This is a genomic window from Bradyrhizobium genosp. A, assembly GCF_049949275.1.
Lineage (GTDB): Bacteria > Pseudomonadota > Alphaproteobacteria > Rhizobiales > Xanthobacteraceae > Bradyrhizobium.
On sequence record NZ_CP188196.1, the window covers coordinates 1,851,064 to 1,869,982 of the forward strand.

Consider the following 18,919-nt stretch of genomic DNA (forward strand, 5'->3'; position numbering starts at 1 on the left):
GTGTCAGCCGCCGCCCGAGAAGCCATGCGCAAACGAGCCGAAGCCGCCGCGCGTGACGCCACCGGAGCCTGAATCGGACGAGGTCCCTGATGAGGAATGGCTTGAGGAGTCGCTGCTGTAGAAACTCGATCGCGACGACCAGTGTGAGCTGCCTGATGAGCCATGGCCGCTGCTGCAATTGGTGGTCGCCTGTGCCGGCGTCGCGGCCCCGGGGACTGTCGCCCCGGGGACTGACGCCCCGGGGACTGACGTCCCGGGAGGAGGGGGATCGCAGCTCCGCCGCGGCATCAGCGTGTAGGCAGTGGCGCCGACCGCGATCGTCCCCATCACCAGCAGCGCGACATGCCCCGAGCGCTTCACCGGCGCCCGTGGTGCCGGCGGCGCGGGTGCCGGCCTGCGCTTGCCAAAATCCTTGGTGGGCGGCTTGTTCGGCATGTCAGTAGATCATGCAGGCGGCGTTCAGGAGGCCCGCGGCGAGCGAGGACAGGCCGAGCCAGATCGCGGGCGCCAGCTCGCCGGTGGCGATCCGCCCCGACAGGTTCGGCACCGGGATTTTCACAATGTAAAACACGGCGACTTGCACGATCAGCGCGATGAAGGCCCAGATCAGGCAGTCCAGCACGTTGGCCGAATGCGCGATCGCGCTGAACAGCGGCGCCACGAAGCCGAGCAGGCTGAGGCCGAGCGCAATCGCAGCCGCTGGATCGTTGTCGCGGATCAGCTGAAACTCGTTGTGCGGCGTGATCCGCGTGTAGACGAACAGATATGCCACTATCGCGACCAACCCGGTGCAGAAATAGACCAGGAAGGCGGGCAGGCCGGCGAGCGATTGCAGGATCATGGGGAGGTCCAACGTTTGGCGCCGCGAAGTCTGGCACGATCGCTTAGTCGCCGCATCGGTCGAACAGGTTCATCCCCAGAAACAAGCCTGCTCTGCGGTACGCCCCGGCACTGCACAAAAAATCGAGCCGCATGAGACATGCTTCACAAATGCGTCTCGAGGTTGCGTGTGATAGTCTGGCGCATTCACGGTCGTCCTGGTTGCGATCGGCCATGCACATTCGAGGGCTTCTTCGTTCAGATCAAAATCTTGTTGAGTGAGGCTCAAAATGCCTGTTGCCGAATACGAAGATTTCGAGCTCGAGATCGGCTCCGATCTGCCCGTGGGTGGCGGTCCTCAGCAATATTACGGTCGCGTCGTCAGGTCGCCGGCGGGCGAAGCGCCGAAGAGCCAGGTGAAGTTCTGGTTCTCCGCGCCCGGTGAACTGGCCAAGCTGCGCGGCGAGCTGGAAAACGCGGTCCTCGAGGTCGACGAGAAGAATCGCCAGGGGCCGACCACGCGCGGCGAGCAGGTGCTGCGCGATTTCGGCCGCGGGGTGTTTCGCAGCGTCTTTACCGACGTGCCGTCGATCCAGCGCATCTATGAGCGCAGCAAGGGCGCGGCGCAGGATCTGAGGATCAAGCTGCGCATCGAGGCGGCCGACCTTGCCGGGCTGCCTTGGGAATATCTCTACGACGAAGACGACATGCCCGGCTTCGTGAGCCTCACGCGTCCCCTCGTGCGCTATCTCGAGACCGCGGGCGGCGTCGGCCGGATGGGCGTCAAGGGACCGCTGCGCATCCTCGGCATGATCGCCGATCCCTCGACCAGCGAATGGCCGAAGCTCAACGTCGTCAAGGAGCGCGACCGCATCAACAAGGGCGTCGATGCGCTCCAGCACGAGGGTAAGGTCGATTTTCAGTGGGTCCCCGGCGGGACCGGCAAAGACCTGATGAAGAAGCTGCTGGAAGGCGAGTGGCACATCTTCCACTTCATCGGGCATGGCGGCGTCGAGGAAGCCTTGCCCGGCGCCGGTGCCTCTGGCTTCGTCGTCATGGTCGACGAGGACGGCAAGCCGGTGAAGAAATTCGCCTCCGACCTCGCGATGATGCTGACGGGAGCACGGCGCAGCCTGCGCCTGATCGTGCTCAATTGCTGCGAGAGCGCCAGGATCAATGTCGGCGACCGCTTCGGCAATCCGGCGATCGGGTTGATGAAGACGGGGTGGCTGCCCGCCGTGGTGGCGATGCAGTTTCCGATCACCGACAGCGCCGCGATCTCGATGTCGGAAGGATTTTACGCAGCCCTCGCCGGCAACCGTCCGATCGACGATGCGGTGACGCTTGCGCGCAAATTCATCCAGGAAAAGTCCCGGGTCGAGTGGGGAATTCCCGTTCTTTACATGCGCTCGTCCGACGGACGGATCTTTGACGTCGAAGCGCCGCAGCCGCAGGTCGCCCCGCCCGAGGCGGCGCGTCCCTCGAAGGAATTGCTGCGGCAGCGGCGCGACAAATTCATGGAGGCGCTCGCCGCTGGTGCGGCCACGATCGAGGCGCTGGAGGAGCTGACCCGGCGCGGACAGGAGCTGCACGGCCTGCTCGCGGATGACAGCGAACTTTCGGTCCGGCTCGCAAAAGTCTATTTCGATCTCGGCACGCTTCAGCACAAGCAGAAGCAGATCCCGAAAGCCGCCGCGAGCTTTGCCTACATGCTGAAGCTCGATCCGGCGAAGCCCGAATATTTCGTGCGCCGCGCCAATTTCAACGTGACGGTCGGTCTTTACGAGAACGCGCTCAGCGACATCACCGAAGCGATCAAGCTCAAGCCGAGGAACGCGGAGTTCTACTGGATCAAGGGCATCGTCAGCATGACGGCCGCCGGCACCGACGACAAGCGCGGCTATGTCGAGGAGGCGATCAAGGCCTTCGGCACGGCGATTGCGACCAACGAGAACGAGCCGAAATATCTGGTGTCCCGGGCCAATGCCTATGCCCAGATCAAGGACGTGGTGAAGGCCCAGAACGATATGGACAGCGCGATTGCGCTGGCCCCGGACAATATCGATTTCCTGGTCCAGAAGGCCAAGATGATCGCCGAGGCTGCGTGACTCTCACGCGACCGCCGGATGCCGCGGTGTCCGGCGCGCCTTTCAACAGCGAACCCTAGCAATAGGAGTTCATCGTGCCGCTTGCTCATGTCGTAGAACCCTTGAATGCGATCTTCGAGTCCTTCGGTGGACCGCTTCTGGTCGTGCTGTTCTACTGGTTCAGGTTTCATACGTTGAAAGGGACCCGCTCGTTCACGACGCGGCCGCTGTTCTTGTTCGGCTTCGCCGTCTTCGTCACGCCGTTTCTGGTGATCTACGCCATCCTTCCCGACAAGCTGTCGCCGCTCGCCGCGGTCTGGCTCCTGATGTGCGCCTGGCTCATTCCCGTCGCGCCAAAGGTGTGGCGGAAATTCTGCCAGGAGCTGGCCGGCATTCCCGTCAGCGCGCTCGCACTGCGCGACGCGCTGGCCGCAGCACCGTTCCAGGTCGGTCCAGACGACATGCCGAGCCTTCAGCGCAAGCTGTCCAGGGTCGGCTATCAGGTCGACGACTTCCGCGCCACGCAATCGACCGCGATCCAGTCGCGCTTCCTCAAGATCTCGGCGCTCATGCTTCATCTCGAGCGCTGGGCCGCCGGTCATGATGCCTTCATGGAGCGCAACTCCGATCTCTATGCGGAGCTGCTCGCGGTCTACGACTCCCTCTGTTTCCGTACCGTCCGCGTGCTCAAGAGCAGCGGCGAGATCTACGGTGCGATCATGGAGGACAGCCAGGTCGAGCCGAACGACTGGCAGGCGCTCGACCAGCTCTCGACCCGCCACAGCGCGGTCAGCCAGCTTCAGCTGGCCGCCCAAACCGCGGCCGGATGCATGCTGGAGGATCTGCGCAAGGACATGGATTCCCTGCTCAACAATCTTCTGCTGTTCGCAGCGCGCGCCGCGCTCGCCGGCGAATGGACGTTTGCCCGCAGCCAGCGAAGGTTAGGGACAATCGGCTTCACACTGGAGCCGTCGCCGCCCGGCATCGTGAAGCTCGTGGCGGTCGTGGCGGGCTTCGCCTTTGTCTGGTCGCTGGCGTGGCTGGTCGGGTCCGGGAAGGTCGTCCACATGCCCGGTGACCAATATGTCGGCATGATGCGGACGCTGCTGGTGACGCCGCTGTACCTCATCGTGAACTTCTGGCTGGTCTACTATGTCAAGCGCCAATACGCGTTCGCGAACGAGACCATTTTCGGCCGGCTGCCGGTCGGATTTATTCTCACGATCGGTCTCTGGAGTGCCCTGATCTTTTTCTTTCCGCTTCAAGCGCTGTTCGACTTCTACCAGTTCCCGCAAAAGCCCTATCTCGACGTGGTCCTGCACGAATTGCCGCTCCTGATCTTCCCTTGGGGGATCGCGGCGATGGTGGCCCTGCTGGTGCAGGATTCGACCTGGGGCAGGCGGTCGCGCAAGACGCGGCGGATGCGCGACGGCCTCGTCTTCGGTGGCGGCCTGACGGTGCTGTTGTGGGTGCTGCTGGCCATCCACCAGGTCAGCCCGATGCCGGTGATGGAAGTCGTCGACAACGTCTCCGGCTGGATGTTTGTCTGGTCTTTCGTGCTCCCGACCTTCGCGTTCGGGTTCATCATCGGCTACGCGTTGATCGCCTGGCTGCGCGAGGCGGCCGCGCGCGTCCCGGTCAGGAGCTCCGTTCTTGCCACCGCCTCGCTGGCGAGTGCCTGACGGATTCCCAAAAAACAAAACCCCGCCATTTGCGGCGGGGTCCAAGCTGGGAGGAGTGAGCCCGACAGGGCTCGCGACGCAAACCAGATCAGGCGGGGATGCGCTCTTCCTGCTCGTGCGGCTCGCGCAGCACGTAGCCGCGGCCCCATACGGTCTCGATGAAGTTGCGTCCCTCGGACGCGTTGGCGAGCTTCTTGCGGAGCTTGCAGATGAAGACGTCGATGATCTTCAGCTCGGGCTCGTCCATTCCGCCATAGAGGTGGTTGAGGAACATTTCCTTGGTGAGGGTCGTGCCCTTGCGGAGCGAGAGCAGCTCCAGCATCTGGTATTCCTTGCCGGTCAGATGCACGCGCTGGCCACCGACTTCGACCGTCTTGGTGTCGAGATTGACGACGAGGTCGCCGGTCTGGATGACAGACTGGGCGTGACCCTTGGAGCGGCGCACGATCGCGTGGATGCGGGCAACCAGCTCGTCTTTATGGAAGGGTTTGGTCATGTAGTCGTCGGCGCCGACGCCGAGACCCTTGACCTTGTCCTCGATGCCGGCGAGGCCGGAGAGGATCAGGATCGGTGTCTTGATCTTGGAGACCCGAAGCTGCTTGAGCACGTCGTAGCCGGACATGTCGGGCAGGTTGAGGTCGAGAAGGATAATGTCGTAATCGTATAATTTACCGAGATCGACGCCTTCTTCCCCCAAATCGGTCGTGTAGACGTTGAAGCTCTCCGACTTCAGCATCAGCTCGATCGACTGCGCGACGGCGCTGTCATCTTCAATCAGCAAAACGCGCATGCCAGTTCCCCATAGTCGCCGCTCCTGGGCGTCAGGTCGGCCGCATTCGCGGCACTCAACAAAACGCCTTTGAACAACTGATTCGGATCCTGACAACAGATGGTTAACAAATCCTGATTCTGGAACGCAAGTCCCCCCGGTGCAATTTTTGTCGAATCGCCCTAAGGTCTTGCGCGAGAAGCAGCTTTCGTTACCCGGCTCCGTTCAAGTTCCACTTTAAGAGACGGGCCTAACCGACTCCCGCGACTCAGCCTTCTTCTGAAGGGGAGCCACGCTCAGTCACAAAGACAGTGACGCAATGATTAACGATGCGGGTAAACACGAAGTTAAGTGCCGTTCAGAAATATGGCGAAACTTAAGAGTTTCGTCATGAAGGCCCCAATCATGAAGGCGCGCGCCTATGAAGGCCCTCTTATGAAGGCTGCTCTATGAGGGCAACTGCATGAAGGCTCTTGCCGAACAGATCGGCGATATCGACGGCGTCAATATCTATGGCCGTGTGGTCGGCGTGCGCGGCCTCATGGTCGAGGTCGCCGGCCCGATCCACGCGATGTCGGTCGGTGCGCGGCTTGTGATCGAGACCGGCGCCAACCGTTCCATCCCTTGCGAGGTGATCGGCTTCTCCGGCAACAACGCTGTCGTGATGCCGTTCGCCGGCCTCGACGGTGTGCGTCGCGGCTGCAAGGCTGTGATCGCCAATGCCGCCAACCAGGTTCGCCCGTCGTCGGCCTGGCTCGGCCGCGTCGTCAATGCGTTGGGCGAACCGATTGACGGCAAGGGGCCGTTGCCGCAAGGCGCTTCGCCGATGCCGTATCGCAATTCGCCGCCGCCGGCGCATTCGCGCAAGCGCGTCGGCGCGCCGCTCGATCTCGGCGTACGCGCGATGAACACCTTCCTCACCTGCTGTCGCGGCCAGCGCATGGGCATCTTCGCAGGTTCCGGCGTCGGCAAATCCGTGTTGCTCTCGATGCTCGCGCGCAACGTCGATGCCGCTGTCAGCGTCATCGGGCTGATCGGCGAACGCGGCCGTGAGGTGCAGGAATTCTTGCAGGACGACCTCGGTGAGGAGGGGCTGGCTCGCTCCGTCGTGGTGGTCGCGACCTCCGACGAGCCGGCGCTGATGCGGCGGCAGGCCGCGTATCTGACGCTCGCCGTCGCCGAATATTTTCGCGATGAGGGCCAGGACGTTCTCTGCCTGATGAACTCGGTGACGCGCTTCGCCATGGCCCAGCGCGAGATCGGACTGTCCGCCGGTGAGCCGCCGACCGCCAAGGGCTACACGCCGACCGTCTTCACCGAGCTGCCGAAACTTCTGGAGCGCGCCGGACCGGGCCTGGCGGAGGGCGCGATCACAGCGATCTTCACGGTGCTGGTCGATGGCGACGATCACAACGAGCCGATCGCGGACGCCGTCCGCGGCATCCTCGACGGCCACATCGTGATGCAGCGCTCGATCGCGGAACGCGGCCGCTACCCCGCCATCAACATCCTCAAATCGGTCTCCCGCACCATGCCGAAATCGGCCGATCCGCAATTCTGGCCGACCATCCAGAAGGCGCGCGCTGTGATGGCGACCTACGCCGACATGGAGGAGCTGATCCGGCTCGGCGCCTACCGGGCCGGCTCCAGCCCCGAGGTCGACGAGGCGATCCGCCTGCACGAGCCGCTGGAGGCCTTCCTGCGCCAGCGCAAGGACGAAAATGCCTCGCTGGCCGACGGTTACCGTCAGTTGGCGCAAATCCTCGGCAATTTGGAAACGGAACGCTAACTTTGTCCCGTCATCATCCGATCACACAGAGTAGCAGAGCCGGTCTTGGTCCCAATCGGGCCCGTGGCGAGACCGGTGCCGTCCCACGTGCAGCCAAGGGACTTCTGGGGAGTACGAGTCGATGAAGTCACGTGATACCCTCATCCGCCTGAAGAAGTTTCAGGTCGACGAGAAGCGCCGCCGGGTCGCCCAGATCGAGTCCATGATCGCCGACTTCCAGCGGATGTCGACCGATCTGGATCGCGAGATCCAGACCGAGCAGGACCGCGCCGGGATCAACGATCCCGCGCATTTCGCCTATCCGACCTATGCCAAGGCCGCCATCCAGCGCCGCGAGAACCTGACCCGTTCGGCCGACGAGCTGAAGGGCCAGCTCGAGGAGGCCAAGGCTGCGCTCGGCGAGGCTTTCGAGGAGCTGAAGAAGGTCGAGCTCCTGGACGAGCGCGACCAGGCCCGCGAGCGCGCCGAGGAAAATGCCCGCGAGCAGGCCGATCTCGACAGCATCGGCCTGATGCGCTCCCGCATCGGTGCCGTCGCCTAACGGCGGCGCCGGCCAAAATCGCCCGAGAATTTGCGAGCCCGGACCCGCAAGGTCCGGGTTTTTGCGTGTGCTGTCCACAGCGTGGCGCGCCGCCCCTTGGTGACGGGCTTGGCCGCGCGCTATGGTAGCGAGGATGAAAGCGGTGCCAGCGAGGGAGGTGTCCACCTCTCCCCGTCCGGGAGAGGTGAACAGAAGCGACGGGGCCGCGCGTTGGGGGGCTGAATGCTGACGCCAGCAGAGCTGGTCGGGCTGATTGAGGCGGTGGCGAAGCGCGACCAGGCCGCGTTCGAGCGTCTCTACGGCGCCACGCGCGCGAAACTCTATGGCGTCGTCCTCCGTATCTTGCGCCGACAGGATCTCGCAGAGGAGGTCATCCAGGAGACCTACGTCAAGATCTGGAACAACGCCGGCCAGTTCAATCCGACGCTGTCATCGCCGATCACGTGGATGGCGTCGATCGCGCGCAACCGTGCCATCGATATCGTGCGCAAGAAGACGGAGGCTTCCATCGAGGAGGAGCCGCAGGCGATGGAGGTCGCCGCCGACAGTCCCGATCCCCTGGCACGCCGGGAGATGTCCGAGGAGTTGAAGCGGCTGCTGGAATGTATCGGCCGCCTCGAGCCGGATCGTCAGCGGCTCGTGCTTCTCGCCTATTACAACGGCTGGAGCCGCGAGCAATTGGCGGAGAAATTCGCTGCGCCCGTCAACACGGTGAAGACGTGGCTGCGGCGCAGCATGCTGGATATCCGGGAGTGCCTCGGACTATGAGGATGATGAAAAGTGCAGATGCTGGCGCAGCGTTCTTGCTTCACCTCTTCCATGGGATAGGTGAAGCAGAGTGATGGCCTACAGCGAGGACCATATCGCGCTCGCCGCGGAATATGCGCTCGGCACACTCGATGCCGACGAGCGCGCGCGGGTCGCGGCCATGATGGCGGTGGACCAGGAGTTCGCCGCCGTGGTGCAGGCCTGGGAATTCCGGCTCGGCGTCTTCAACCAGATGGTCGGCACGATCGAGCCGCGGCCGATCGTGTGGGAGAACATCAAGCGCGAGATCGCGCGGACAGTGTCGTCGCAGGATTCGTCAGAGGCGCCGCCGGCGCTGTCGGATGCGCCGGCGCCACCACTGCCGGAGCTCTCTTCACCGGAGCCCTCATCGCCAGAGCCTCCATCGCCGCAACCATCGTCGCTGGACGTGCCGCCGCTGGCGCCGCCCCAATCCGACTCCGACGCTATTCCGATTTTCCCGCCGCAATTCGTGCCGCAGACCCATGCGCCCGATCCGAGCGTGACGCCCGTCGCGCAGGTGCCAGTCGTCGACGACACCAACGTGATCTATCTCGAGAGCCGCGTGAAGCGCTGGCGCACCATCGCCTCCGCCGTGGGTGCACTTGCGGCCGCATTGCTGGTGACGCTGTCGCTTCAGATCTTCCTGCCCGATGCGCTGCCGGGCGCGCTGCGGCCCGCACCGCGCATCCAGACGGTCGAGCTCAAGACGCCGGCCGCGCCACTGTCTTCGCCCGCGCAATATGTCGCGCTGTTGCAGGGCCAAAGCGGCGGCCCCGCCTTCATCCTCACCATTGACGGGGCGACCAAGAACTTCACGGTGCGCAAGGTCGGCGCGACGCCGGAGCCGGGCAAGAGTTTTGAGCTCTGGCTGATCTCCGACAGGTTGCCGCGCCCGCGTTCGCTGGGCGTGATCGGCAGCGGCGACTTCACGGCGCGTCCGGTGCTCGCCGGCTACGACGCCGATGTCGTCAACGGCGCAACTTATGCCGTGACGGTCGAACAGTCGGGCGGCTCGCCCAACGGCCAGCCGACCTCGGCGCCGGTGTTTTCCGGCAAGCTGATCGAAACCGTGCCGCCGTCCCAGCCGCAGGTTCCGGCGAAGAAGTAGGCGCTACAAGGCGTATCATTGTCGCTGCGGTCCATTTTGCCGTCGCAATCCGACAAGTCCTGCTGAATCCACCCGTGATTTGAACCTCCATGCATTTCCAGGCGTCAAATGCCCGGAATTTGCAGTCGGCGCCGCCGATCAAGGTTCCGGAGAGGGGCTAGAAATCAGATGGATGCAGCCAAGCCGCCGGGCGTCTTTATTCACCAATATGCTGGCCTGCCGCAGGGGCCGGCGTTCGAGCATTGGCGCGACCGGGCCTTGGGGTCCTGTGGCCTCGAGATCGGACCGAGCCAGGGCGACAGCATCGATTGCCGGCTGCAGATCAGCGTGGTCGACAATATCGCGCTCGCCATTCCCGAAGGGGCCTCCGCGCAATATTCGCGCACGCAGAGCGGTCTCGCCGACGGCAGCGACGATCTCGTGCTGATCGCCGCGCATGCCGGCCTCGTCAGCGTCCGGCAGAACGGCCATACCGTCGAGCTTGCACCGGCGCAGATGGTGCTTGCCGATATGGGCATCACCGGCAGCGTTGGTCACACCGACGAGAACCGCTTCACCACCATCCGCATGCCGCGCCGTGCGCTGCTTGAGATCAATCCGCGCGCCGAGGAGAAGCTGTCGCAGGTTCTGTCGGACGGTGCGGTCGCCGAGACCATCTTCCGCTATCACGCGCTTGCTGCCCATCACGCGCCACATCTCGACGCCGTCGGCCAGCGCCTGACCGCGCAGCATATGGTCGATCTCGTCGGCCTCCTGCTCGGCACCGACGCCGAGCACGCGGCGCTCGCGCGCGGTCGCGGCCATGCGGCGGCCCGCCTCGATCTGATGCGCGCCGACGTGATGGCCGCCCTCGGCCGCAACGATCTCTGCCTGTCCGAGGTTGCCACCCGCTCAGGCCTCAGCCCGCGCCAGGCGCAGCGGCTGTTCGAGCAGGCCGGCACTACCTTCACCGAATTCGTGCTCGAACAGCGTCTGCTGCTCGCACGCAAGTTGCTTGGCGATCCCCGCGCGCGAGCGCGCAAGATCAGCGACATCGCGCATTCCGCGGGCTTCGCCGACCTATCCTATTTCAATCGCGCCTTCCGCAAGCGTTTTGCCGCGACGCCCTCGGACCTGCGCGAGGCCTGAGCCGGGATTTTGTCCAGGGCGGGCGCTGCCGCGGTTGGTCGATCCGGTGCAGGCGCCGCCCCTGACCGAATGGAGCACCGCGTCGTTGGGCCGGGCCGTGCATCCATCAACCAAGCGAAATGATGCGACAGAGTGCGAAGAAAGCACCGCACCACAACAGGCTGAAGTGACTCCTGGCCGGAGATGTCAGTCATGAGATGTCTGTAAGTGGGCCCCGTTGTCGAACAACACGCAAGCCTTCCTGATGTCGGCTTTCAGCAGGACAGCTGGCATCAGCCGGACTGTCATACCTTGCCGCCTGTGACCCCAAGCCGACATGGCGCTTCCGACAGGGGGCCTGATGGAAGGAGCTTTTGGGCCCGTCTTCCGGTTCGCGCCTGGTTGGAGTAGTGTGGATTTCAACATTGGTACCAGTAGCGTTAAGGGCTACCCGTGTCGAAGGCGATTGCCATCTTGGGCTCTGCTCTATTCTTCGTCGTCGCGCCCTTGGTGCTGGCGGGGTTCGTCCCATGGTGGATCACACATTGGGAGTTCCGGCCGGCTTTTTTCGGCTTTGAACTGACCCGCGCCATCGGACTTATGTTGATCATTGCCGGAGTGCCCGGAGTTGTGGATTCGTTCGCGCGGTTTGCACTGCAGGGGCTGGGAACGCCAGCCCCGATCGCGCCGACACAGAAGCTGGTGGTCATGGGTCTCTATCGCTACGTGCGAAATCCGATTTACGTCGGGGTCGCTGCTGTCATTTTTGGTCAAGCACTTTTATTCGGCGATTGGCGCCTCCTCTGGTATGCCGCGCTGCTCTGGCTCTTTTTCCACGTCTTCGTCTTGGTGTACGAAGAACCAACGCTCAAGCAGACATTTGGCGCGCAGTACGAGGACTTTCGGGCCAATGTCCCGCGCTGGGTTCCACGGCTGACGCCATGGCAAGTTCCGTAACGCGAGCATCATGACGACGGGCACTGCCTTCGCTAAGGTCCAAGCGCGCCTCTCCTCCCTGATCAGGTGCAGCAGCTGAGTCAGTATTACGGTATTACGGTGACAGTGCACTAATTTAATGAGCTTTCGAACCTGGCATTTGGTGCACTGTCACCGTAATACCCGATTTTATAGTGTTTTGCGGAGGTCAAAAGCACCTGAAAGCGCGCGCTTAACCTGAATCAAGGGAAGAAAGATCAAATGAGAGTCCGGTGGCTTACACTGCTTGCCGCACTTGGCCTGCTGTATGTCGGAATCGACAGAATCTTTTTCGACAGAATTGTGGGCGAAGATCCCCTGGCTAACATCGCGAAGGTGTTTGCCATCGTGGTCGGGTGTTTACTGAGCGCTCTTGGCATCAGCCTCTTAGTAGCTGGCTTGACATGGCGCTTTCCTGTAACCGCAATGAATTCCACTAAGGGAAAGCTACTAACCGATGCCTTTTGCGCTGCGCCCTCAGCATTTGTGTGCGGTTTCTTCCTTGTACGGACCATCAAGCAACTCGATATTCTTGACCTCACAGCCATGGTCTTATTCGGCGCTTCTCTCGTCTTCGACCTGCTCTGGACGCGCCGCGAAGTCCAGCGCTTAGCTTCCAGCGAGACTGCAAAGAGGCATGCATCTCAATTTCTGTGGTCTTGCATTTTCTTCAGTACTCTTTCCTTTGGGTTGGGTATCGCGGTGTCGAGCTTCGTTTGGTTTGGCGCCAATTTCATCCAGATATTTGGCGTGGTCTTCTGGACTACAATGACGGGCATTGCGATCTACCCAGTTCTCCGCGATGCGAAGCGCCTTGCCATTGCGGTAGGCCCAAGCCAGAGCACTTGCGCTAACGGTTGCGAAAGCAACTAATCCGACGCTAATGGCCCTGACGCGAAGTTCGGCTTGGCTCTGAAATCGTCAGCTTGTTCGAGTATTACGGGTATTACGGTGACAGTGCACTCAATTGATGAGCTTTTCGGACCTGGGCATTTGGTGCACTGTCACCGTAATACCAAAAAGCTGCACGTCAACTTGGCCTGCAACTGCCGCCCACGTTGCTCGCTCGCGCCAACGTGGTGATCGAATAGAGCTTTCTTGCTGCAATGCAAGAGCCCGAGTCTGGCCCGTCGCGAACCCACGCATCGTGTCGACCGACGTCTGCTTATGAGAGATAACCCGACGGGCCACGAGATGGCCGCCACTTCGCTTTTTGACCCATAGCGGAAGTCGCGCCCGCTTCATTCAAAATCGAACGGCTCACCGGCCAAAGGTTGACTGATTACATCCTTACAATCTAAGTATGAGCCTATTGAGCCTGTGTGAGGATGTTGCAGAGCGATGTCGGCGCATGATTGTCACCCTTGAACAGCCAACAGAGTGGCCGCAATGTTGGCGATAGTATTTGTCGTCGTGCTTGTCATTGTGTTTGTGGCTGTTCCAGGTAGCGTACTTATTCCAGTATTCCCTTGGGTCCTGCTTACGGGACCATCTGTGAAGGCGATCCAAGGATTGTGCGGGGCGCGCTGCTCAGGCCGTGAATGGGCGATCACGCTCTGGATAACCATCGTTATTTTTGCGGTTCCTGCCTCGTATTTTGCTTGGAAATGGTGGCGCGTTGCCGGACGGCGAGAGTTTTATTTCAGCCTTTTCGTTTTGGCAGTTGGCATCCCCGCAGCCGTAATTTTTGGTCTACACGTAACGCGCTGGCAATAGCTATCCTGTGGTACGATCCACTTCCGATATTGGCCCGAATGAGACCTTCCGACTGGCGCTGACGAAGTCCGCTCACTAGGGCTAACCGGAAGTTATAACCGTAGGGCCCAACCGACGCGATTGACCCTTAGTCGACCGTGGCTCAAGCACCACGGCATCCTGCGGGTGCAGTGACCCGTGACGTGGGCGGATGTCGTCACGGGCAACATCGGCGAACTTCGTCGGGCAGGATGCGGACGAGCAAGCGTATCCTGTCCTTCACTGGCTGCGGAAACAGGCTAAGGTCGCAGCGCCATCAAGGGTTAAAAGGACAAGCTCGATGACCACAATCAAGCTCTTGGCAACTGGATTGATCGCGCTCACCATGCTTACAACGACCGCCGTGGCTCGCGAGAAATTCGCAGCCGGGCGAACGCGCATCACAGTACACGGCACACCCTGTCATATATTCAATACCGGCCCCGGCGGCTGCTGGATTGTCTGGGAGGGCATTCCAGTATGGTTCGGTCCGTCGGTCCGGGGCGTGCCCGGCCACATTTGCGACGAGGGCGACAATGCGAGGATATGTTGAGATGCGAAGGCCATGCCGCAACAATCTTTTGACAGAAGCCCGATGCTCGTAGGCGTCGAATTGGGCTACTGTCGAGTGTCCGCTTCTGGCCCCATAGCTCACCTCGCGTACCACCCGTCGACCGTCAGCTTCTGACCCAATTCCAGACATTGAACACGTCAGAGCTGCTTATCGAGACTAGCTCGGCGGGCTATGTAGAGGTGAGTTTCGTAGTCCACTTCGAATCCTCCCCCGTGCCCATCGATCGCTTCGGAAATGTCATTGATCAGTTCGTCGCGGATCGTTGGCATGAGCATCCGGATATCCGAGCGCGTCCCCAGGAAATTGGCGTAGCTTGATGTTGTGTGCCGCCGCATCCACGGATAGCAGCGGTGCTCCACCGGTCCAAACAAGCCCGACTCGTCAAACCAGCCTTTGAATGGACCGCTGGGCAGGTACCAAGCTTCCGGCGGCGGCCCCCAGCGGCCGGTATGACGCAGGTAGATGTCCCTGAACCGTTCGAGTAACGCAACGGGAAGTCCTGTCGGAACATGGCCGAAGACGGCCAACGATCCGTCAGATGAAAGCAGCTTCGCGGCCTTCACGAACCGCAACTCCGGCGAAACCCAGTGCCACGACTGCGCAGCGAGGATGAGTCGGAACGGTGCCTTGTCTTGTGACCACGCCTCGAACGTCGCCTCAACCAGTTCGACATTATCAAATTTTGCCAAGCTCGCACGCGCAGCGCGGACCATTTCGGGTCCGGGATCGATCGCAACGATCTGTAAGCCTCGCGTCGCGAAGCTCTTTGTTGCCTGTCCCGTGCCGCAGCCGACTTCGAGAATGGGATCGCCGGGCGTCACGCTGGCGTACGAAACCACGTCGTCCACGAGGGCTTCGGGATATTCGGGGCGTGAGGCCCCATATGCACCCGCGATTTGATCGAAGGTAAAGCGCTGCTCCATGGAGTGCCCCGCTTCTTCAGGTTGTGAAACCTAGCCAGGCAAGGCCCTTCGTTCAAGGCATGGTCGCCTCATCTACAAGCCCTTGCGTTGCCTGACGGCCAAAACACGCCAGACTTGGGACAACCCACGTCGCCAAAAATATTCCACTTTACCGAAATTCGGAAACGGCGTATGTATCGCCTACTCCGGCCCAAGGAAGAGGGGCGTATCGCGATCGTCACGAACGCGGGCCGGCCGGCGGTGGACGTGGGCCACATCGGCGCGAAAAGCAATCGCAGGGCGGGCAACCGTGAGCGGATGCGTCGCGCGCACGACCGATGTAATCTGCGTACGGCAAAATCGTGTGGTCCTGGCGCCCGGGGTCTGTGCGCCAAGTCTTGTGGTGATGTGGGTACCCAACCGGGCTCTTGCATCAGTGATCGGCAAGGCGACGGGGGCAATAGTGCATCGCTCCCCGGGGAGAGCGCGACATAAGCCGTCAAACCACTGCGCAGGGAAGGCCGGATGTCCTGGCTTCACCTGTATGCCGCTGTGCAAATTCTCTCGCTGCAACTTCGCACAGTGGACTGCGGGTGCCAGCCGGCGCCCGGTCTTCCCTGCGCCCTCTTTCATTGAGGGTGAAACGACGAAGCAAAGCTCGGGCGAAATGAGCCGCGAGGATGAGAAGCCATGTATATCGTTGAGCAAAAGTCTCGTGCCCCGGACGCTGCGCAGCACGAAGTGATGCGCTGCAGAGCCGGGGCCCATCCATCAGCGTACCGTGCGGCTTCCTGGGTCCCGGCTCTGCGCAGCAACGCTAGCGCGTTGCGGCGCGTCCGGGACACGAGAGGGGAGAATGACGCGGGCACGCGCCGCATTGACGCGACGTACCCCAGACATGAGAAAGCGCCCGTGGGGGGCGGGCGCTTTCTGTAGTCGACTTGGGGTTGGGGTCGTCTACATATCCACGTGGCGACTTTGGGGGGCTGGTAAAGAGCCGCGTGAATTCCTGAAACTCAGATCTCCTTAGCGAACGAGCGATGCGTTCGAGCTGGTGATTACAACCGGCTTACCGGCCTTGATGACGCGGGCAGTCTGCGTGAGGCCTTCGTCCGAACCCGAGCGCGCTGAGATGCCAAAGCCCGCGACTGCGATGCCGGCAACGAGCGCAACGGCCACCACCTTCAGGTGGGTCGAGCGATCTGCGCTGTAAATCGAGTGGTTCATGGAAGGCTCCTGCCGCCATCTACCCGAAGTAGTCGCTACCTTTGTCAGGCGGGTTCATGCTTCCGGTGCCCAACAACTTAGTATTGGGGGGATTCGTTCCCAAGGGGTCATCACAAGAGCGTGATAGGACGTGAAAGGTCGCGATCGAAAACGAGGCTTGATCGTTCGATTTCGCAATTATTTCAAGGATGTAATGTGCTTCTCAGGCGCCTCGTCAGCATTTGGTCGACCAAGCGCCAGGAACTCAAAAACCATTTGCCTGTGGCCAAAAAACACACGGCTTCTTAAGGCAAATCAGATGCTTCCGACCGTTTTCAACCTCGCTCGCGGGTGGATTTCGGCCTGCGACAGCACGGTGGTCTGGGCCCGGAACCGCTCGACCAGGGAGCGGACGAAGGGACGAATTGCCGCAGAGGTCACCAGCACCGGCGCCTCGCCTTCGCGAGCGGCGCGCTCGAAGGCCTCGCGCACGCCGGTCATGAACTCCGACAGTTTCGAGGGCTGCATCGCGAGGCTGCGCTCTTCGCCCTGGCCGACGATGGATTCGGCAAAGGCCTGCTCCCACCGCGCCGACAGCGCGATCAGCGGCAGATAGCCGTTGTACGAGGTATTCTGCGCGCAGATTTGCCGCGCCAGACGGGCGCGGACATGCTCGACCATAGTCGCGGGATTGCGCGAGAAGGCGAGCGAATCGGCGATGCCTTCGAGGATGGTGGAGAGGTCGCGGATCGAGATGCGCTCGGCGAGCAGCAGCTGGAGTACGCGCTGGATGCCGGAGACCGTGACCTGTCCGGGCACGATGTCCTTGACCAGCTCGCTCTGCTCCTTCGGCAGCTCCTTGAGCAGCTTCTGCACCTCGCCATAGGAGAGCAGGTCCGACATGTTGGCCTTGAGCAACTCGGTGAGGTGGGTCGAGAGCACGGTCGCGGCGTCGACGACGGTGTAGCCCTTGAGCGAGGCCTCCTCCTTGAGGCTGGCGTCGACCCAGGTCGCGGGCAGGCCGAAGGTCGGCTCGGTGGTGTGAATGCCGGGCACCTGTACCTGGCTGCCGCCGGGATCCATGACCATGAACTGGTTCGGCCAGATTTTACCGGTGCCGGCGTCGACCTCCTTGATCTTGATGATGTACGTGTTGGCCTCGAGCTGGACGTTGTCGAGAATGCGCACCGCCGGCATGACAAAGCCCATCTCGATCGCGAGCGAGCGGCGCAGCGCCTTGATCTGCTCGGTGAGGCGGTCGGTGCCGTCAGGGCCGTTGACGAGCGGCAAGAGCGCATAGCCGAGCTCGATCTTGAGGTCGTCGATTTTGAGCGCCGCCGAGATCGGCTCCTCCGCCGCGGCGCCGGGCGCACCGGGCGTCCCGGCAGCGGGTGCGGCCTTTGCAGCTGCTTCGGCTTTGGCCGTCGCACGGTTGCGGTTGCGCGCCGACCAGGCCAGCGCGCCGGCGCCGGCGCCGAGCGCGAGGAAGGGGAGGGTCGGAATGCCCGGCAGCACCGCCAGCACCAGCATGACTGCTGAGGACATCGCCAGCGCCTGCGGATAGCCGGAGAATTGCTTCATCAGCGCCTTGTCGGCGGCGCCGGAGACGCCGGCCTTGGAGACGAGCAGGCCTGCCGCGGTCGAGACGATCAGCGCCGGCACCTGGGTGACGAGGCCGTCACCGACGGTCAGCAGCGTGTAGCTGCGGCCGGCGTCCGCAAAGGACAGGCCCTGCTGCGCCACGCCGATGATCATGCCGCCGACCACGTTGATGAAGACGATCAAAAGGCCGGCGATGGCGTCGCCGCGGACGAACTTCGAGGCACCGTCCATGGCGCCGAAGAACCCGCTCTCGTCCTCCAGCGCCTTGCGGCGCTCCTTGGCGACCTTCTCGTCGATCAAGCCAGCGGACAGGTCGGCGTCGATCGCCATCTGCTTGCCGGGCATGGCGTCGAGGTGGAAGCGGGCGGCGACTTCGGCGATACGGCCCGAACCCTTGGTGATGACGACGAAGTTGACGATGACCAGGATGGCGAAGACGATGATGCCGATGACGAAATTGCCACCCATCACGAAGCTGCCGAAGGCTTCGATGACGTGACCGGCGGCATCCGTGCCCTCGTGCCCGTGCGACAGGATCAGGCGGGTCGAGGCCATGTTGAGCGACAGGCGCAGCATGGTCGAGATCAGCAGGATGGTCGGGAAGGCGGAGAATTCCAGCGGCGCCTGGATGAACAGCGACGTCATCAGGATCAGGATCGACAGCGTGATCGAGATCGCCAGGAACAGGTCCAGCACGATCGCGGGCAGCGGCAGGATCAGCACCACCAGGATGGTGAGGACGCCGAGCGCCAGCGCGATGTCGCCGCGCTTGAGGATGTTGACGATTTCGGAAAGGGAGGGAAGGCCGGGCTTTGCGCTGCCTACGCCTTGTCCCGCGGTGACGTCGACCATGGTAGCTGTCTCCCCGCGCGACTGACGTCCACGCGCCCCAAATGTCTGCGCGGCGGCCGATGGGCCGCCGTTCCGAAAGTGAGGCACCGCACTGGCGTCCACGGGAGCTCCCGTCCTACGCGGCTGACGACACTCGACTTCACCCGGCAATTTTTGCCCGGTGTATGGTTAGCAAAGGGTTAACGAGGGGTGCGGGAAGAGGTCTGGCGCGGATATTTCTGCCCCTCAGACCGTCATTCCGGGCTCGCGCCAAGAGCCGCTTCCCGGAATGACGATGGTGGGATGCAACTGCGGTGCACACTGCGCATGCCTAATATGGCGCCATGGTGCTTGACCGCAGCCCGGGCGGCGGAGAGTTTGCCGCCGTGCACGCACCAAATCAC

17 protein-coding genes are annotated in these 18,919 nt (G+C 62.3%); 11 read left to right on the plus strand and 6 right to left on the minus strand.

The annotated features are described in order from the left end of the window. Positions 1 to 3 precede the first annotated feature (3 nt). Complete coding sequence (locus ACP2YP_RS08630) at positions 4 to 435, minus strand: hypothetical protein (protein ID WP_426423651.1); 432 nt, start codon at positions 433 to 435, stop codon at positions 4 to 6. 1 nt (position 436) lies between these two features. Continuing rightward, positions 437 to 841: a DUF350 domain-containing protein gene (locus tag ACP2YP_RS08635; RefSeq protein ID WP_426423653.1), complete on the minus strand. Its 405-nt coding sequence runs from the start codon at positions 839 to 841 to the stop codon at positions 437 to 439. A gap of 268 nt (positions 842 to 1,109) precedes the next feature. Between ACP2YP_RS08635 and ACP2YP_RS08640 the strand changes: the two genes are divergently transcribed. Next, positions 1,110 to 2,927 (plus strand): CHAT domain-containing tetratricopeptide repeat protein, encoded by a 1,818-nt coding sequence (locus ACP2YP_RS08640; RefSeq protein WP_426423654.1) that lies wholly within the window; start codon positions 1,110 to 1,112, stop codon positions 2,925 to 2,927. Between the two features lie 74 nt (positions 2,928 to 3,001). Beyond that, complete coding sequence (locus tag ACP2YP_RS08645) at positions 3,002 to 4,588, plus strand: hypothetical protein (RefSeq protein ID WP_426423656.1); 1,587 nt, start codon at positions 3,002 to 3,004, stop codon at positions 4,586 to 4,588. An 88-nt stretch (positions 4,589 to 4,676) separates the two neighbouring features. Here the strand turns inward: ACP2YP_RS08645 and ctrA are convergent, their stop codons facing one another. Continuing rightward, positions 4,677 to 5,378 (minus strand): response regulator transcription factor CtrA, encoded by a 702-nt coding sequence (ctrA, locus tag ACP2YP_RS08650; RefSeq protein ID WP_015688285.1) that lies wholly within the window; start codon positions 5,376 to 5,378, stop codon positions 4,677 to 4,679. A 442-nt stretch (positions 5,379 to 5,820) separates the two neighbouring features. Here ctrA and fliI point away from each other — a divergent pair, with 442 nt between their 5' ends. The 9 genes from fliI to ACP2YP_RS08695 all read left to right on the plus strand — a co-directional run bounded on the left by fliI (position 5,821) and on the right by ACP2YP_RS08695 (position 13,953). Further along, the gene (fliI, locus tag ACP2YP_RS08655; protein WP_426423657.1) at positions 5,821 to 7,146 is read left to right on the plus strand and encodes a flagellar protein export ATPase FliI; all 1,326 of its coding nucleotides are present in this window, start codon (positions 5,821 to 5,823) and stop codon (positions 7,144 to 7,146) included. Between the two features lie 121 nt (positions 7,147 to 7,267). Beyond that, positions 7,268 to 7,687 (plus strand): flagellar export protein FliJ, encoded by a 420-nt coding sequence (fliJ, locus tag ACP2YP_RS08660; protein ID WP_128953708.1) that lies wholly within the window; start codon positions 7,268 to 7,270, stop codon positions 7,685 to 7,687. A 222-nt stretch (positions 7,688 to 7,909) separates the two neighbouring features. Beyond that, positions 7,910 to 8,455, plus strand: coding sequence for a sigma-70 family RNA polymerase sigma factor (locus tag ACP2YP_RS08665; protein WP_426423658.1), 546 nt, complete (start codon positions 7,910 to 7,912; stop codon positions 8,453 to 8,455). Positions 8,456 to 8,528: 73 nt separating this feature from the next. Continuing rightward, the gene (locus tag ACP2YP_RS08670; RefSeq protein ID WP_426423660.1) at positions 8,529 to 9,584 is read left to right on the plus strand and encodes an anti-sigma factor; all 1,056 of its coding nucleotides are present in this window, start codon (positions 8,529 to 8,531) and stop codon (positions 9,582 to 9,584) included. Between the two features lie 168 nt (positions 9,585 to 9,752). Then, complete coding sequence (locus ACP2YP_RS08675) at positions 9,753 to 10,712, plus strand: AraC family transcriptional regulator (RefSeq protein ID WP_426423661.1); 960 nt, start codon at positions 9,753 to 9,755, stop codon at positions 10,710 to 10,712. 432 nt (positions 10,713 to 11,144) lie between these two features. Further along, positions 11,145 to 11,648, plus strand: coding sequence for a methyltransferase family protein (locus tag ACP2YP_RS08680; RefSeq protein ID WP_426423662.1), 504 nt, complete (start codon positions 11,145 to 11,147; stop codon positions 11,646 to 11,648). 240 nt (positions 11,649 to 11,888) lie between these two features. Beyond that, positions 11,889 to 12,539 carry a hypothetical protein gene (locus tag ACP2YP_RS08685; RefSeq protein ID WP_426423663.1) on the plus strand — a complete coding sequence of 217 codons (651 nt, stop codon included), beginning with the start codon at positions 11,889 to 11,891 and terminating at the stop codon, positions 12,537 to 12,539. A 516-nt stretch (positions 12,540 to 13,055) separates the two neighbouring features. Continuing rightward, the gene (locus ACP2YP_RS08690) at positions 13,056 to 13,382 is read left to right on the plus strand and encodes a hypothetical protein (protein WP_426423665.1); all 327 of its coding nucleotides are present in this window, start codon (positions 13,056 to 13,058) and stop codon (positions 13,380 to 13,382) included. A 319-nt stretch (positions 13,383 to 13,701) separates the two neighbouring features. Next, a complete protein-coding gene (locus ACP2YP_RS08695; RefSeq protein WP_426423666.1) occupies positions 13,702 to 13,953 on the plus strand; it encodes a hypothetical protein in 252 nt (83 codons plus the stop codon). Between the two features lie 158 nt (positions 13,954 to 14,111). Here the strand turns inward: ACP2YP_RS08695 and ACP2YP_RS08700 are convergent, their stop codons facing one another. The 3 genes from ACP2YP_RS08700 to flhA form a co-directional block, all read right to left on the minus strand. Further along, positions 14,112 to 14,897: a class I SAM-dependent methyltransferase gene (locus ACP2YP_RS08700; RefSeq protein ID WP_426423667.1), complete on the minus strand. Its 786-nt coding sequence runs from the start codon at positions 14,895 to 14,897 to the stop codon at positions 14,112 to 14,114. A 1,005-nt stretch (positions 14,898 to 15,902) separates the two neighbouring features. Next, positions 15,903 to 16,103 (minus strand): hypothetical protein, encoded by a 201-nt coding sequence (locus ACP2YP_RS08705; RefSeq protein WP_057747956.1) that lies wholly within the window; start codon positions 16,101 to 16,103, stop codon positions 15,903 to 15,905. Positions 16,104 to 16,397: 294 nt separating this feature from the next. Beyond that, a complete protein-coding gene (gene flhA, locus ACP2YP_RS08710; protein WP_426423669.1) occupies positions 16,398 to 18,536 on the minus strand; it encodes a flagellar biosynthesis protein FlhA in 2,139 nt (712 codons plus the stop codon). Between the last annotated feature and the right edge of the window lie 383 nt (positions 18,537 to 18,919).

What these genes read in the sequence shown, in the direction of transcription:
- ACP2YP_RS08630 (WP_426423651.1), bottom strand. Translation starts at nt 435, where the DNA reads ATGCCGAACAAGCCGCCCACCAAGGATTTTGGCAAGCGCAGGCCGGCA.
- ACP2YP_RS08635 (WP_426423653.1), bottom strand. Translation starts at nt 841, where the DNA reads ATGATCCTGCAATCGCTCGCCGGCCTGCCCGCCTTCCTGGTCTATTTC.
- ACP2YP_RS08640 (WP_426423654.1), top strand. Translation starts at nt 1,110, where the DNA reads ATGCCTGTTGCCGAATACGAAGATTTCGAGCTCGAGATCGGCTCCGAT.
- ctrA (WP_015688285.1), bottom strand. Translation starts at nt 5,378, where the DNA reads ATGCGCGTTTTGCTGATTGAAGATGACAGCGCCGTCGCGCAGTCGATC.
- fliI (WP_426423657.1), top strand. Translation starts at nt 5,821, where the DNA reads ATGAAGGCTCTTGCCGAACAGATCGGCGATATCGACGGCGTCAATATC.
- fliJ (WP_128953708.1), top strand. Translation starts at nt 7,268, where the DNA reads ATGAAGTCACGTGATACCCTCATCCGCCTGAAGAAGTTTCAGGTCGAC.
- ACP2YP_RS08665 (WP_426423658.1), top strand. Translation starts at nt 7,910, where the DNA reads ATGCTGACGCCAGCAGAGCTGGTCGGGCTGATTGAGGCGGTGGCGAAG.
- ACP2YP_RS08670 (WP_426423660.1), top strand. Translation starts at nt 8,529, where the DNA reads ATGGCCTACAGCGAGGACCATATCGCGCTCGCCGCGGAATATGCGCTC.
- ACP2YP_RS08675 (WP_426423661.1), top strand. Translation starts at nt 9,753, where the DNA reads ATGGATGCAGCCAAGCCGCCGGGCGTCTTTATTCACCAATATGCTGGC.
- ACP2YP_RS08685 (WP_426423663.1), top strand. Translation starts at nt 11,889, where the DNA reads ATGAGAGTCCGGTGGCTTACACTGCTTGCCGCACTTGGCCTGCTGTAT.
- ACP2YP_RS08690 (WP_426423665.1), top strand. Translation starts at nt 13,056, where the DNA reads ATGTTGGCGATAGTATTTGTCGTCGTGCTTGTCATTGTGTTTGTGGCT.
- ACP2YP_RS08695 (WP_426423666.1), top strand. Translation starts at nt 13,702, where the DNA reads ATGACCACAATCAAGCTCTTGGCAACTGGATTGATCGCGCTCACCATG.
- ACP2YP_RS08700 (WP_426423667.1), bottom strand. Translation starts at nt 14,897, where the DNA reads ATGGAGCAGCGCTTTACCTTCGATCAAATCGCGGGTGCATATGGGGCC.
- ACP2YP_RS08705 (WP_057747956.1), bottom strand. Translation starts at nt 16,103, where the DNA reads ATGAACCACTCGATTTACAGCGCAGATCGCTCGACCCACCTGAAGGTG.
- flhA (WP_426423669.1), bottom strand. Translation starts at nt 18,536, where the DNA reads ATGGTCGACGTCACCGCGGGACAAGGCGTAGGCAGCGCAAAGCCCGGC.